This is a genomic window from Halosolutus amylolyticus, assembly GCF_023566055.1.
Taxonomy (GTDB): domain Archaea; phylum Halobacteriota; class Halobacteria; order Halobacteriales; family Natrialbaceae; genus Halosolutus; species Halosolutus amylolyticus.
Genome location: NZ_JALIQP010000008.1, coordinates 1 through 14,507, shown reverse-complemented (window position 1 = coordinate 14,507; position 14,507 = coordinate 1). Strand labels below are relative to the sequence as shown.

General features: G+C 62.5%; 9 protein-coding genes. 3 read left to right on the top strand and 6 right to left on the bottom strand.

The window, feature by feature from the left end; translation table 11 throughout:
• The first annotated feature begins 946 nt into the window (after positions 1-946).
• Complete coding sequence (locus tag MUN73_RS21550; RefSeq protein ID WP_250142574.1) at positions 947-1,132, top strand: DUF5786 family protein; 186 nt, start codon at positions 947-949, stop codon at positions 1,130-1,132.
• Positions 1,133-1,384: 252 nt separating this feature from the next.
• On the opposite strand, the gene MUN73_RS21545 is transcribed toward MUN73_RS21550, so the two are convergent.
• From MUN73_RS21545 to MUN73_RS21520, 6 genes are all read right to left on the bottom strand, one after another.
• Positions 1,385-2,107: a helix-turn-helix domain-containing protein gene (locus MUN73_RS21545; protein ID WP_250142573.1), complete on the bottom strand. Its 723-nt coding sequence runs from the start codon at positions 2,105-2,107 to the stop codon at positions 1,385-1,387.
• A gap of 337 nt (positions 2,108-2,444) precedes the next feature.
• Positions 2,445-5,603 (bottom strand): bacterio-opsin activator domain-containing protein, encoded by a 3,159-nt coding sequence (locus tag MUN73_RS21540; protein ID WP_250142572.1) that lies wholly within the window; start codon positions 5,601-5,603, stop codon positions 2,445-2,447.
• Positions 5,604-6,016: 413 nt separating this feature from the next.
• The gene (locus MUN73_RS21535; protein ID WP_250142760.1) at positions 6,017-6,436 is read right to left on the bottom strand and encodes a universal stress protein; all 420 of its coding nucleotides are present in this window, start codon (positions 6,434-6,436) and stop codon (positions 6,017-6,019) included.
• A gap of 202 nt (positions 6,437-6,638) precedes the next feature.
• Positions 6,639-7,349: a cytochrome c biogenesis protein CcdA gene (locus tag MUN73_RS21530; protein WP_250142571.1), complete on the bottom strand. Its 711-nt coding sequence runs from the start codon at positions 7,347-7,349 to the stop codon at positions 6,639-6,641.
• A 26-nt stretch (positions 7,350-7,375) separates the two neighbouring features.
• Entirely contained in the window at positions 7,376-7,969 is a 594-nt protein-coding gene (locus MUN73_RS21525) for a TlpA family protein disulfide reductase (RefSeq protein ID WP_250142570.1), read from the bottom strand.
• Between the two features lies 1 nt (position 7,970).
• On the bottom strand, positions 7,971-8,774 hold the full coding sequence (locus MUN73_RS21520; protein WP_250142569.1) for an SCO family protein: 804 nt from the start codon (positions 8,772-8,774) through the stop codon (positions 7,971-7,973).
• A gap of 332 nt (positions 8,775-9,106) precedes the next feature.
• Between MUN73_RS21520 and MUN73_RS21515 the strand changes: the two genes are divergently transcribed.
• Both MUN73_RS21515 and MUN73_RS21510 read left to right on the top strand, forming a co-directional pair.
• Entirely contained in the window at positions 9,107-10,231 is a 1,125-nt protein-coding gene (locus MUN73_RS21515) for a DUF7350 domain-containing protein (protein WP_250142568.1), read from the top strand.
• Between the two features lie 2,378 nt (positions 10,232-12,609).
• Complete coding sequence (locus MUN73_RS21510; RefSeq protein WP_250142567.1) at positions 12,610-13,830, top strand: orc1/cdc6 family replication initiation protein; 1,221 nt, start codon at positions 12,610-12,612, stop codon at positions 13,828-13,830.
• Positions 13,831-14,507 lie beyond the last annotated feature (677 nt).

The following is a 14,507-nucleotide window of genomic DNA, read 5'->3' as shown; positions in this document are numbered from 1 at the left end:
GGGGTCGATTGGCCGCAGAGAGCGGTCAGTCGTCGAATCGAGACTGGCGCGTGGAGAGACGTGAAGCCGCCAACGTCGAACCGTCGCCCGTGACAATCGTGGTCGTGTCATGGTCAGTTGATCGTCCGTGAAGACCCGTCGAGACGGCGACCGGTGCACGGACATGCTACAGGGAAGCAGGCACGAATCCATTACTATAGACGGGCTACCAGAAGCCGTAGTTACCGGATAAAACGGGAACTCCGTCTTCACACCGTGTCCATACCGTAACGAAGACTGTGATACGTTCAGAACGATTTTTGCGTGAAACGTTCAGTTCTCCGTGAAATCGTGTGTATATCACGTTACGAACGATCGAAAACACACAGTATGTCGTCCCAACGATTCGTCGTCGACCCGACCGCCCGGCTGTAGCATCAGTTGAACTGCCAGTATGGAACGTCACACGGGGTATCGAGTCCACCCCGGCAGCGATCCGGGGACTCGATCGAAGCGGACTATTTCGGCCGGTCGTCGTACCTGTACCGCACAAGCATCCACTTATTTTCGATTTCGTCTCGGATAACACCTGGAAGGTGTTTCCTCAATGGATATCCGTGAACGGTCGTCGAGTTCTATAGTGGATCGGCCACCGGCTCACATCGAGGCTGCCGGGTCGAAATTCCTCCGACTGCCACCGTTCGATCCGCCTTCTTCGACGGTACTTCGACGGCAGTCCCGATCGGGCCGGACCATCGCGACAGTTCGACCGCCCGATCGGGCCGTAGAGAACGGCTATCACGGCGGCGGTCGTCGGCTCCGTGATTGGACGGGTCGTGGAAGACTCCGCAGATACCGAGGTCGTCCTGGCCGGGACGTACGATCGGCGAACGGGCACGGACGTCAACGAATCGCGGGGACGCTCCGAACCGGCACGCCTTTGACCGTCGGGGTCGCACGTGTGGATATGGGTTTTGGTAGCTACGACGAATCCGAACAACAGCAACAGACGGCCGACGACGAGGACGACGTAGAGGCCGTCAACGTCCACGAAAACGATCACGACGGACAGATGTCCTTCGAGTCCGACGTCACGACGGACGAACTCGTCTCCCAGCTCGGCTCGATGAAAGACGACGAGTCGGACGACTAACTCGTCGCGGTCACGACTCAGTTCAGGATTTCTCGGTACCCGATGTAGACCGTTTCGCGTGCGCTACCAGTAGTTCGTCAGCGACCAGCGTCTCGATCGTGGCTCGGTTTTGAGCCACAGATCACGGACGCGGGGCGACACGATTCAGTTCTGACTCCTGCGAAACAGTATCTGACTCCCGCGAAACAGTACGGTGGGTCACGCGGCCAGGTTCGGCCGTCCTCTGGCCACCGATCGGACCGACAGTTCCGACTACCGGGCGGACAGCGAGGACGTACAGAGCGCACCGATCGCACGCCGGAGTCGCTGGGAGATCGCCGACTTCGAGACGCCGAGGCGATCGGCCAGTTCGTCCTGCGAGATGCCCCGGGGAACGTCGAAGTACCCCTCCTCGTGGGCGACGGTGAGCAACTCCTGTTGTTTCTCCGTCAGGGCGACGACGCCGTCGTCCCCGTCGTCGGAGACGCGCAGGTGCTCGACCGCGACCGAGACGTCCTGTTCCCGACAGAACTCGTTGAAGTCCACGAGTGCGTCCCGGTCCGGGAACCGGAGTTGCACCAGCCAGCCGTCGCGGCTGCTACAGCAGTCGAGGAGGCGCCCGTCGAATTCGGCGGTCTTCGACACGACGCGGATCGTCCGATCGGCGATTGCGACCCGGTAGACGCGTCGATCCGGGTAGCGATCGACACAGACCGGATCGGAGACGGTCGGGTCCATCTCGAGACTGGACTCGAACCGATCGAAGTCGCCCTCGGAGCCGTACGCGGTGACGAAGACGAGCGTTCGGCCCGTCTCGGTGGTGGTCCAGTAGTCGGGTTCCACCGTCACGTCCCGTTCGCGTCGCAGGGTCGGCTGGAGGAACAGCGCCGGGTGATCGAGACGGAGTTGAGCGACGATTCCGCCGTCGGCCACCGAACGCACCCCGGTCCGCTCCGTCGTGGCGGGGCGTTCGGCGTCGGCGATTTCGATGCTCACTGCGGCATCCGCCGTCCGGATGAACGGCCGGTGTAAGACTGGCTTACCACGAACTCACTCATTAACAGCCCCTTTCCACCCCGAGTACATGATCGTAGACGCTAGATACGAAATCGATCAGTTTGCTGTCGTCAATATCTATTCATCGGTCGACTATCCGACGGATCAGGGCGTGGCCCGAGTGCCGATTTCGACGCGGAGAAATCCCGTGTTACCCGTCGATTTCGCCCGGTAAGGCAGGACTACTCCGACGGAACGTCATCCCCGTCCATCGCTCCGTCAGAGGTTCGCTTCGGCGCGTGGGATGGCGCCCACGGTCGTCCGAAGCCCACCGCGATTACGTCTCGTTGGCGGTCGTCCCGTCCGACTCCTCGAACAGGAGCGTGAACACCTTCTGCTGGGCCAGCCGGAAGTGACGGCTGAACGTCGGCTGGGAGACCCCGATCGACTCGGCGACCTCCTCGCCGGTACTCTCCCGGGGCCACTCGAAGAAGCCGCTGTAGTAGGCCGCCTCGAGCGTTCGTAACTGCCGTTCCGAGAGCTGGTCGCGAAGTTCCGCGTCGAACGACCGATCGGCCCGTCCGGTCCGGTCGTGTTCGCGGCGCGCAGTCAGTTCCGCGCCGGAGAACTTCCGATCGAGCATTCCCACGAACGATCGCACGTCGACGGTACTCGAGAGGTCGATCACGAGGCGAGACCGATCCTCACTCGGTGAAAGAGACCTGAGGATGGCCCCGTGCTCTGCGAGCGTCTCCGCGACGGTCTCGCCTGCACAGCCGAGTTCCACGAGCGAGTCGGTCGCCCCGTCGCCGACGAACCGGGATCGTTCGATCGCGTCGATCGCGGCCACGGCGTCGCGAATCGCCGCCTCGTCTGCGTCCGGAATCGTACAGAACACCGTGGTCCCGCCGGACGACCGCGGGACGACGGTCCGGACGTCGAGCCGACGGTCGAGCCGATCGGCGAGCATCGTCAACGGATCCGATTCGGCTGGGACGGCGACCTCGAGTTCGGTGACGCTGTCGCTGACCAGCGCGCGTTTGCGTTCGATGGCCGTGATCACGTACCCGGCGACCGTCGCCAGGTGCTCGCAGATCGCCCGCGTTCGCTCGTCGAACGCCCCCGGCCGATCGGCGTACACCGTCACCGTCCCGTACGACAACTCGTCGTAGCCGAGCGGAACGCTCATGACCGCGTGGAAATCGCGCTCGAGCGCGAGCCGTTGCCATCGGTCCGGCTCGACCGCCTCGAGATCCTCGACGAGGGTCGGCTCGCGGCTGGCAGCCGTCCGACCGGCCGGTTCTCCCGTCTCCGGATCGACCGAGAGGGAGAGGGATTCGAGGTGCGATCCGTCCCGGCCGGCCCACGTTCGCAGCGTCACCGCGTCGCTCCCGACGGCGGCCTCGCCGATCCAGGCGAGTTCGATCGACCCGGTGCCGGTGTCGAGGTCGACGAGTCCCGACGCCAGTCGTTGCTCGACGGCCGGCCGGGTACTCGCCGCGAACAGATCCCGTTCGAGGTCCAGGACCGCGTCCGCCCGCTCGACGAGTCCCTCGAAATCCGCTCGACCGCGCTCGAGGGTCCGGCGTCGGCTCTCCGCCGCGAGCCAGTCGAGCGCGGTGGCGGCCATCGTCGCCAGCGTCTCGATCGGCGCGAGGTCGATCCCCTCGAACCCCATCGGATCCGAACTGGTCGCGAGCAGGATCCCTGCCCCGTCGATCGGGACGGTGAGCACTCGCTCGGCCCGGATTCCCGACCGCAAGAGAACCGGCTCGAGTTCGTCAGGGTCGGCGACGCTGGCACCGTCGGCATCGAGCACCCCCGCGAACGGGTCGTCACGGCGATCGATCGTCGGCAGATCCGCGTCGCCCGGGGCCGACGCGGAGACGGACGCCGGCCGGATCACCGATTCGTCGACCTCGTACCAGACGACCACGTCGGCAGCCGAATACGATCCCACTGCGTCGACGATCGCCTCGCGAACGTCGGGTCGGCTCTCGGCTCGTCGGAGCGACGTGGCGGTCTTCGCGAGCGTCGAGACGGCCGCAGACGGCGACCCCCGTCGATCGCGAACGACACAGCACGTTCGATCGCCGTCGGCCGATCCGAGCGACACGACGGAGACGTCGACCGGCCGCCGGTCGCCGTCGGTCTCTAGCGTGCCGGTGAGCGGCTCCATCCACCGCACGAGCGGGGAGTCGGCTCGCTCCCGGATCCCGGCCGCGAGATCGTCGTCGACGAGCGTCTCGATATCGCGCCCGACGAGTGTCTCGGCGTCAGCGAGATCGAACAGCGCGGGATTCGCGTCGGTGATGGTCGACCCCTCCAGGACCGCGATCCCGTCCTCGAGGGCGTCGACGATCGCTTCGAACTGCTCGAGTCGCTCCCGCTCGGCAGCGGGCGTCGTCGCCTCGGCTCCCGGCCGTGCGGTCACGGAGACGCCGCTCTCCGAGGGATGAGCCTCGACCACGAGCCGCTCGTCGACGGCCGGATGCGTCGTCTCGAACGCGACCGCCGAGCCCGTCGCCGCCGCCTCACGAAGCCGATCGGCGAACTCGCCGCGAACCGACTCGGGCAACGCGTCCCAGACGACGGTTCCCGGCTCCGGGGTCGCGGCCGTAAACAGCGCGCTCGCCCGCTCGTTGAACAACTGTAACTCCCATCGGGAGCCGACCGCGAAGAACGCGGCATCGAGTCGGTCGATCGCGTCCGCGAGCGCGTCGTCCGCCAGCCCGTCCGGCGTGGCGTTCGTGACGGTCACGACGAGTCCGTCGACGTTCGGATCCGATTCGCGGTTGACGACGGCGAGATCCGAGACGTGCCACGTGCCGTCCGCGTGGCCCAGCCGAAGCGTCGTCCGTTCCGTCGCGCCCAGCGATCCGTCGGCCGCCGCCGAGAGGGTCTCACGGGCGAGCGATCGATCGTCGGGGTGGACCAGTCTGAAAAGCGTCGTTCGTTCGAGTTCCGCCGGCGTGTACCCCATCCTGTCGTCGACCGCCGGGTTCACGTAGTCGATCGCCCCCGACTCGTCGACGACGCAGACGAGTGCGGTCGACCCCTCGAGAATCGACCGATAGCGACGCTCCGTCGGTCCAGTCGCTTCCGTCTCGAGCCGGTACCGTTCGGCGGCGTTCCTGACGCGCGTCGCGACGAGTCGGCCCGGGGACGACGGATCGATCACGTCGGTCGCACCCGCCTCGATCGCCGCTTCGGCGAAGGACTCGTCGGTGACCGCGACGATCGGAACGTCGCCGTCAGCCTCGAGCAACCGATCGAGGGGGGACTCCTCGCCCGACCGATCGTACGCGCAGACGAGACAGTGAACGTCGGTCGCCGCAAGTCGCTGTCGGGCGTCCGCGACCGTCCGTTCGCGAAGCAGTGAGACGGGTTCGAACGCCGACGACAGCGCGGTCGCCGTCGCGTCGATCCGGTCCGATTCCCCGACGACGAGCACGCGGACCACGTCACCGACCACGGTTGCGCCGCTGTCACTCACGGAGCGATCACCTCCGAACGCCGATCGGACCGGAGGCCAGGGCCGAGAACGGTCGCGGTCGGGGTCTCCAGCCGGCTCCCCCGGACGAACGAACCGACGCCGATCGGCGATCGGCGCGCGACGCCGAGACGGACAGCCACGATAGCCGTGCTTGGCGGCCCGTGCCGTTAATTATCGATTCCGTATTCGTGAGTAACACTGTCTTACCGAATTCGTGTCCCGATGACTGACGATCGGTCGGACCCGAACGGGGCCGAGGTCGGACTCGGACCGGGCCGGCTTCCGAAGGGCCGGAATCGGGCAGAATTCGCGTCCGACCGCCGAACAGTCGGTACCGGACGTGACTGATCAGAATGCGGCGCTGGCCGGGCCGTTACGCGGGCGCCTCGCGGCCCGTCACGTCTCGCGGTCCGTCACGTCTCCCGGACCGTCACCACGGGCATCGTCGCCTCGCGAACGACCTCTTCGGCGACGCTGCCGACGACGAGGTGATCGAGACCGCTGCGGCCGACCGTCCCGACGACGATCATGTCGACGCCGTTCGTCTCGGCGAAGTCGACGATCTGCTCCTGTGGGACGCCCTGACGGACGTCGGTCGTCGCCTCGACGCCCCGTTCCGACGCCATCTCCGCGGCGTGCTCGACGGCCCGGTGTGCTTCGCTCTCGGGATCCGATCGCAGTTTGTCCTTCTTCTCCGTACTGTGGGGTCCCTCCTCGGAGACCGACAAGACGTGAAGCCTCGCGCCGAGCTGGTCGGCGAGGGCGATCGCGTGTTCGGTCGCCCGTCGAGACCCGTCACTGTCGTCGGTCGCGATCAACAGGTCCTGGTACATTTCTCGGTGGCACTTCGTCGGGGATCCCAATACATCCCGGACCTGCCCCTGCCGGCCGAACCGGATCCGTGCTCGCCCGTGAACGGACGAGGCCGATCGTCCCAGGAGGGAGTCGGAACTCATACGGATTGCTGTACCGATGTACCGGCGCAACCGCGATCCGGGCGGCGGTTGCGCCGGAAATGACCTACAGTAAACCGTATCAGAGCACGTCGAGCACGAAGATGGCGAGGTACAGCTGCCCCAGCCCGGCGACGATCATCACGGCACCGGCGATCTGCTTGATCGTCTTGCTGTGGGTAACCAGCCGACCGCCAGCGACCAGCCCCATGCCGGTCGCGACCGTCAGCGACACCATGAGGAGGACGACGATCCCGACGTACGTGCCGACGACGAGCGCCGCTTCCGCCGGCGGATACGACAGCGCCCGCCCCACCACGCCGACGAAAAGCGGCGCGACACAGCCGGCCGCCGCGAGCGCGTAGCCAGCGCCGAAGATCCCGAACCCGAGGACGTTCGATCGCCGCTTCGGGAGGCGAACGGACAGCGTCGGCGCGCGATCGAGGACGACGAGGACGCCGAGGACGACGAGCACGGCCCCGACGATCGGTTCGAACACGACCACGTTCGACAGCGTCGTGTGACCGATCCAGTAGGCCGCCCCGACCAGGGCGACGAACGTGGCGAGAACGCCCACGCCCGCGACGAGGCCGCGACTGACGGCACCGCCGAGCGACGCGTCGTCGCCCTCCGTCTGACTCACGTAGAAACCGACGTACCCGGGTAACAGCGGAAACGCACAGGGAGAGAAGAAGGTTGCAACGCCCGCCGTGAGCGCGAATACGAGCGTCGTTAACAGTGCCGCGTCCGAGGTCAGCAACGCCGCGTCGGGGACTGCTGCCAAACTCGCCATGACCGCAGGTCCTGAAACCGCCGCGATCATGTTCCGTCCTCCCCAGCGGAGAGTGCCTGCTCGATTCCGGCGACGAGTTCGTCCGCCGACTTGACCCCGGAACCCGACCACTGGACCGTCCCCGTGGCGTCGATGGCCGCAGCCGTGGGGTAGCCACCATCCAGGTACCGTTCCGTCAGTTCCGCGCGGGGATCGAGGCCGAGCGTCCAGTTCCCTCCGTGTTCGTCCCACCAGTCGACGAGTTCGGCCTCGGTGATCGCTCGGTCTTCGCCGACCGATTCGTTCGTCACCGAGATGAACAGGACCTCGTCGCCGATCCGATCGTGTGCCTCGGCGAGTGCCGGCATTTGCTCGATACACGGCGGACACCAGGTGCCGAAAATGTCGACGAACGTTGCACGATCCGGAGACGGCACGAGCACCTCCCCGGCCTCGCTTCCCGGCGCGTCGACGGTCTCGATCGCAAGTGGGTCGTCGGGCACCTCGTACGACCCGTCATCGGACGATCCGAAATCACCGGGCAGGTCCTCGCCCGAGGGAAGTCCGAGGATAGCGATCGCACCCCCCGCGGCGATAACACCCCCACTGGCGATCCCCGCGAGGGCCTCTCGCCGTCGCATCTCAGTCGGTCACCACCGTTCGCGTGTCTTCGACGATCGTCTCGATACTGACGTCCTCGCGATCGGCGATCGCGTTCGGATAGGCGCGTTCGACGATCCCGTCCTCGTTGACGAGCGTGATCAGGTTGTAGTGGGTGAACATGTACTCGCCGTGATCGTGTTCGTCGTGGTCGCTTCCGGTCTCGTTTCCGTGGGATCCCTGCTCGCTTTCGTTTCCGTCCGCGTCCCCGTCGTTCGCGTCGTGGGACCCGTCCTCGAGTTCGTCCATGTCGTCGACGCGTTCGTATCGCATTCCGAAATCCTCGTAGATGACCGCTCTGGCCTCGTCCTCGCCCTCGGGCCGAAGGAAGTGCCAGTTTCCAGCGTCGAGGTCGACGCCCTGTTCGACGGCGTACTGCTCTAAGGTCTCCCCCGTATCCCGTTCGGGGTCGAACGTCACCGCGAGGAGGCCGACGTCGTCCTCGTAGCCCCGTTCCGCGGCGTCCTCCTGGATCCGCCGCAGTCGCAAGAGCAGGGCCGGACAGGCACCGTCCGGGCAGGACGAGTAGAAGTACGTCATCACGAACGGCGTTTCGCCGACGAAATCGTCCCGCGAGACCATCTCGCCGGTGATCGGATCGGGAATCGAAAACGACGGGAACTCCTCGCCGTGGATCGGATGTGACGGATCACCGCGGTTCACCTCGGGCGGGTCGAGGACCGTCTCGTCGTTCGAGCCGATTCCAGCGAGTCCGTCGTCGAGACAGCCGGCGACGCCGGCGAGGCCTGCAACCCCGAGTGAGCGTAGATAGGTCCGCCGTTCCATAGTTCAGCCTAGGATGGGAACGCCAAATGGTCATTGGTTCGATCGACGAACGCTCTCGTTCGCTTTCAACGATCGAACTGTCAGGCGATTTTATCTCGCTTTCAACGATCGAACTGTCAGGCGATTTTATCTCGCTTTCAACGATCGAACTGTCAGGCGATTTTATCTCGCTTTCAACGATCGAACTGTCAGGCGATTTTATCTCGCTTTCAACGATCGAACTGTCAGGCGATTTTATCTCGCTTTCAACGATCGAACTGTCAGGCGATTTCACCTCGCTTTCGACGATCGAACCGACAGGCGTTTTTTCGGGCGCTTCCAATCCGTCGACAATGAATCGTCGGGGCTTTCTCCGTGGAACGGCCGTCGCTGGCGGGGTCGCGACCGCCGGCTGTCTCGAACGCCTCGGCTTCGAAGAACAGTCGGCCTGGGCGAATCCGCCGATCGTCGAGGATCGACCCGACGCCGTCTACCTCCCCGCTGGCAGTGAGATGATGGACACGTACGGACGGGCGGCCGACGGCGACGTCGCCCTCGAGGTAACGTACACGATTCCACACCGATTCTGGATTCCGGGCGAAGGCGGCAGTCTCGTCGACGTCGACCCCGACGACAGTCTTCACCTGATGCTCACCGTCTGGGATCGCGAGACGGACACCGTCCTTCCGGTGAACGTGCAGTACGAGATCCTCCGGGACGGCGACCCGATCGACGGCGTTGGGAACTCGCCGTGGCCGATGCTCGCCCAGCGGATGGGATTTCACTACGGAGACAACGTTCCGTTGCCCGACGAAGGTTCGTACACGGTCCGTGCCAGGGTCGGGCCCGTCGACGCGGTCCGGACCGGCGCATTCGAGGGCCGTCTCGACACGACCGCGACGCTTACGGTCGACTTCGAGTACGCAGAGTCGGACGTTCACGACATCGAGGTAGAACTGATCGACGAGGAACGGCGGGGGACGCGAGACGCGCTCCCGCTGATGGAGCACGGCCACCACGAATCGGGGAGTGAGACCGATCACGACGACCACTCTAGCGATCACGACGTCGGCCCCGCACCGACGTCACGGGGACCGTCGATCGACGACCTCCCCGGGGACGTGCTCGGCACCGAGCGAAGCGGGGACGCGAAGATTTCCGCCGTCGTCACCGACGACGATCGGTACTCCGACGGCTCGACGTCGCTGGCAGTCTGCCCCCGGACGCCGTACAACGACGTTATCCTGCCGTTTACCTCGCTGTCCGTCGCGATCGAACGCGAGGGAACAGTGGTCCACGAGGGGACGCTCAGCGAGACGCTCGACGACGAGTTCGGACACCACTACGGGACGGGACTCGATCGACTCGAGTCGGGTGACGAAATCACGGTTTCGATCGACACCCCGCCACAGGTATCGCGCCACGACGGTTACGAAACGGCATTTTTCGACTTCGAAGACGTCACGTATTCGGTGTGATCGCGGGTATCCGGTGTGATCGCCCAGTTCGGTGCTCCGGGGAACGGACGCTGACCGATCGGTCAGTGCGCACAAAGGCCGTTCTTCGAAATGGCCGACGATCAGTCGAACTGACTAGCAACTGGTGGCGGCACTGTTCGAACTAGTGGTGGCACCGTTTAGGCCGATCGGATCGAATTAATCTCTCCGTAGGACACGTGAACAGTGGAAATCGGACCCAAGTAACGTCGTACGCTTAGTATAACTAACGGGTGACGTCGACAACGTACGGGTCATGTCTCGTGCGAACCAATCAGGGATGACGATTGGATGCCCGGAGTGCGATACTGACGTTTCCACGACCGTCCCGCCCGGTCCCGGGATCGGCGGTGAAAATTCCAACCGGCTACAGGGAAAAGAGACTACCTGTGGAAACTGCGGCCACGAACTCGAACTCTACTACTATTGAGTCCCACGGCGGAGAGTAGACGGTTGTAGCGGAGACGGGCCTCGGATCCAGTACGTTTGCGGCGGTTCCCCACTGTCGGAGACACGGACTGTCGGAGACACGGACTGCCGGAGACACGGCGACCGGATTTCTCTACGGGGCAACGGGGTTCCGGACGTCTGTATCGGGGAAAGACACACCGGGTTTCCGGTGAAGTGCTTGACAGCCGTTACTGGAGCCTCGTCTCCAGGTCCCTCGATCGATGGTTGCATCCGGAGCACTGGTCCCACAAGAAGTTTCGATAGTCCCGGAGGAAGGTTCCACAGGAAGTTTCGATAGAGGGCAAATCGATGCTCGGTCTCTTCATCCCTAGAATCGATGCTCGATCTCTTCATCCCTAGAATCGATGCTCGATCTCTTCATCCCCAGGGTGGAGCACGTGATTAAGGTGGAGGGACACACCACGTTTCCGGTGAACGTAGAAGAAGTGGTTTTCCGGTGAACGTAGAAGAAGTGATGGTGCGAACGGTGAGGTGATGAAGCGATAGGCGGAGAGGATTGGTGCGACGTTCGAAACGCACACTTCCCGGTGGTTCGAAACACACACCGTATTTCCGGTGAATACGACGCAGAACGAATACGTCTGGAACAATGTTGGTCCCGAAACAGTCCGGAAAGTTCGAAAAACTGTGTACTAGTAATCGACACACACTACGTTTCCGGTGAATTGGGACGATTCCGCTATCCAGACGGTTGATTACGACGGGCGACTGATTACGACGAACTCGTCAGTAGTGAAAGACGGATGAAGTAGAGTAGCGAAAGAGAGAGAGGTCGAGTCGAAACGAATCTCGCCCGAGTTCCGTACCCATCGAAGAGACAGTCACCGATCCGATCTGAACGACTGGGCGGGCCACACGAGTCGCGTTTCTGGTTCCCCACTGCGAAACAACGAGCAATGGGAACCAAGAGGTACTTAACGCGGGTACTGAAGAACGATAGATACCAAACTGTGACAGTCACTCGAGGAGACACACACACCGGGTTTCCGGTGAAATGGGGTGAGCAGGTGGGATGGTCTCGATTCGAACTGGTGAAGAATTCGAACTGGTGAAGAAAAAGATGCCGCGCGCACACACCGGGTTTCCGGTGAAATGGTGGTGACTGGACGGGTGGTGGTAGCTGGACAGGTGGTGGTAGCTGGACGGATAGTAGTTTGGTGGTGTCCGGAAGATTTGAAGCGCCAGGATTCCCGAAGCCGTGTCCGACTAGGAATCAAAACACATTGCTGATCCAGGGGAAACTAAACCAGAATAGTAACTAATAAGTCATAGTAAGGAGTATAGTCCATTGACTAGATCGAATTAGAATTACTAGCAGTAGTCGACAAAAGGCTTCCACCGGAAACGTCGATCGGAGCTCAAGAATATTCGTTACCGGGTTACCGAAATTCTGAGTTCGCACTCACCGACATGAAAGGTCCTCAGTGCGTCTTCTCAATCTTCGTCAGTATGACCCCTCTGCGCGGTTGATGATCCTGGCATAATTCGGTTCTGTGGTCTATGTCCGCCGGTTCTGTGGTCTATGTTCACCGAGATCTATGGTCAACGTTTGCTGGGTACTATGGTTGAACCCCGCTGTTCTATAGTCGAAATCTGCTAGTTCTATGGTTAACACCTGTGTTCTTCGATCAGATCTTCCTTCTCTCCGATCGGGCACACACCACGTTTCCGCTGAATCACGACCCCCGCTTCAACTGCACCACCCCCACCCTCACCCCATTTCACCGGAAACCCGGTGTGTGTGTGCTCCAACTATCCCACCGATCCCCACTGTTGTTCCCAAACGCGTTTCAGGCCCTCAAACTCCCATTAATAACCTTTTCACCGACTGCCGCCACGCAAGTCCAAACAGTAAAGACGTTTCACCGGAAACGTGGTGTCTGAGACCAATGTCGAGTTCCGGCGACGACCTCTTCACTCGAGACGATCCGATCTTCGAAAACAAAGAGCTACTCGAGATCAATCATCTTCCCGAGGAAGGTCGTATCGTCGGCCGGGACGACGAAATCTCTGATCTCGCGAACGCGGTCAACCCCGCGATCTTCGGGCAGAGTCCGAGCAATCTCCTCATCTACGGCAAGACGGGAACCGGAAAGTCACTCTGTGCCAAGCACATCTCCGAACGGCTCGTCCGGGTCGCGAAGGACGAGGGCGTCACGGCGGAGTTCGCGTACGTCGACTGCGCCCAGGACAGCACCGAGACCCAGGCGGTCCAGACGATCGCTCACTCGCTAAACGACGCCGAGATCACCGACGTCAAGATTCCCGACAAGGGGTTGAGTACGTCGACGTACTACAAACGGCTCTGGACGGTGCTCGACTCGCAGTACGATGTCGTGCTGATCATTCTCGACGAGGTCGACAAACTCGACGACGACGACATTCTGATGCAACTTTCGCGCGCGGGCGAGGCCGGCAAACTCGATCACTGCAAAATCGGCGTCATCGGGATCAGCAACAAGATCAAGTACAAAGATCGGATGGACGAGCGCGTCAAATCGAGTCTCTGCGAGCGCGAATTCGTCTTCCCACCGTACGACGCAAACCAGCTTCGGGACATCATGCAGGCGCGCAGTGACGCGTTCAAAGACGACGTCCTCGAACCGTCGGTAATCCCGCGCGCCGCCGCACTCGCGGCCCGGGAACACGGCGACGCCCGGAAGGCGATCGACATCCTCCGGTACGCAGGGGAGATCGCCCAGTCGAACGGAAGCGAACGCGTTCGCGAGGAGTTCGTCGTCCAGGCCCGAGAACGGGCGGAGACCGATCGGTTCCGAGAACTCATTCGCGGTTCGACGCCACACTCCCGGTACGTGCTCCAGGCTCTCGCCGTCCTCTCGTTGAATACGCCGGACGAGGACGGCTTCCGGACGACGCGGATCTACGACGTCTACGAGGAGATCTGTCGGCAGGAGGGGTCCGACTCGCTCTCGCTTCGCCGTGTTCGTGATCTCCTGAAAGAACACGCGTTTCTGGATATCATCGAACAGTCACGACAGAGCGGTGGTAGTGCCGAAGGAAGCTACACGGAACACCAACTCCTGGAGGATCCCGACGTCGTTCGGAAGGTCCTCGTCGAAACCGGAGAGTCCGAACCAGTCGACTCGTAATGTTCCCGAAATTCGGTCGACTCGTAACGTTCCCGAAATTCGGTCGACTCGTCCCCTTCCTAGAAAGTCGATTCTGACCGATCGCAATTGGTCATCACTCACGCTCGATCAGCCGATATTACCCGTGCTCGCTCAACCGAAATCACTCACGCTCGATCGGACGAGGCCAGTCGACCCCCTCGAATCGGGTGATTCGATCGATCGGTGTACGGATTACACCGGAAATACACTCCTTCACTGCGAATCGCCGCAGAACGAGCAAATTCCCAGGGAAGGGCCGCTCCGACCGGCGTCGTCACTGGAAACCCGGTGTCCAGTTAGCACGCGCAAACCGAGTCGCCACCTGCGGGATTCGATCGTACGTGTCGATGCCCACCAGATTCGATCGTCTGGGACGGTCTTTCGACTGTTCAAGAACCCTGCGCTCCGAATTGGAAGTCTTCGATCGGGCGAATAGGAGGTCCTCGATCGGGAAATCGTATCTTTTTCACTGGAAACCCGGTGTGAACCGGTCGTCGGAACTTCACCGGAAACACGGTGTCCCGACCGATTACCGTTCACCGGAAACACGGTGTCTCACGTAGAAAAATGCGATCGCTTCGGCGTCGAGTACGGGGTTTCGTCAGGTGGACGTCGAGTACGGGTTTCGTCAGGTGGACGTCGAGTACGGGTTTCGT

Coding starts and splice junctions, on each gene's coding strand:
- MUN73_RS21530 (WP_250142571.1), bottom strand. CDS start 7,349: ATGGCGAGTTTGGCAGCAGTCCCCGACGCGGCGTTGCTGACCTCGGAC.
- MUN73_RS21520 (WP_250142569.1), bottom strand. CDS start 8,774: ATGGAACGGCGGACCTATCTACGCTCACTCGGGGTTGCAGGCCTCGCC.
- MUN73_RS21515 (WP_250142568.1), top strand. CDS start 9,107: ATGAATCGTCGGGGCTTTCTCCGTGGAACGGCCGTCGCTGGCGGGGTC.
- MUN73_RS21535 (WP_250142760.1), bottom strand. CDS start 6,436: ATGTACCAGGACCTGTTGATCGCGACCGACGACAGTGACGGGTCTCGA.
- MUN73_RS21510 (WP_250142567.1), top strand. CDS start 12,610: ATGTCGAGTTCCGGCGACGACCTCTTCACTCGAGACGATCCGATCTTC.
- MUN73_RS21550 (WP_250142574.1), top strand. CDS start 947: ATGGGTTTTGGTAGCTACGACGAATCCGAACAACAGCAACAGACGGCC.
- MUN73_RS21525 (WP_250142570.1), bottom strand. CDS start 7,969: ATGCGACGGCGAGAGGCCCTCGCGGGGATCGCCAGTGGGGGTGTTATC.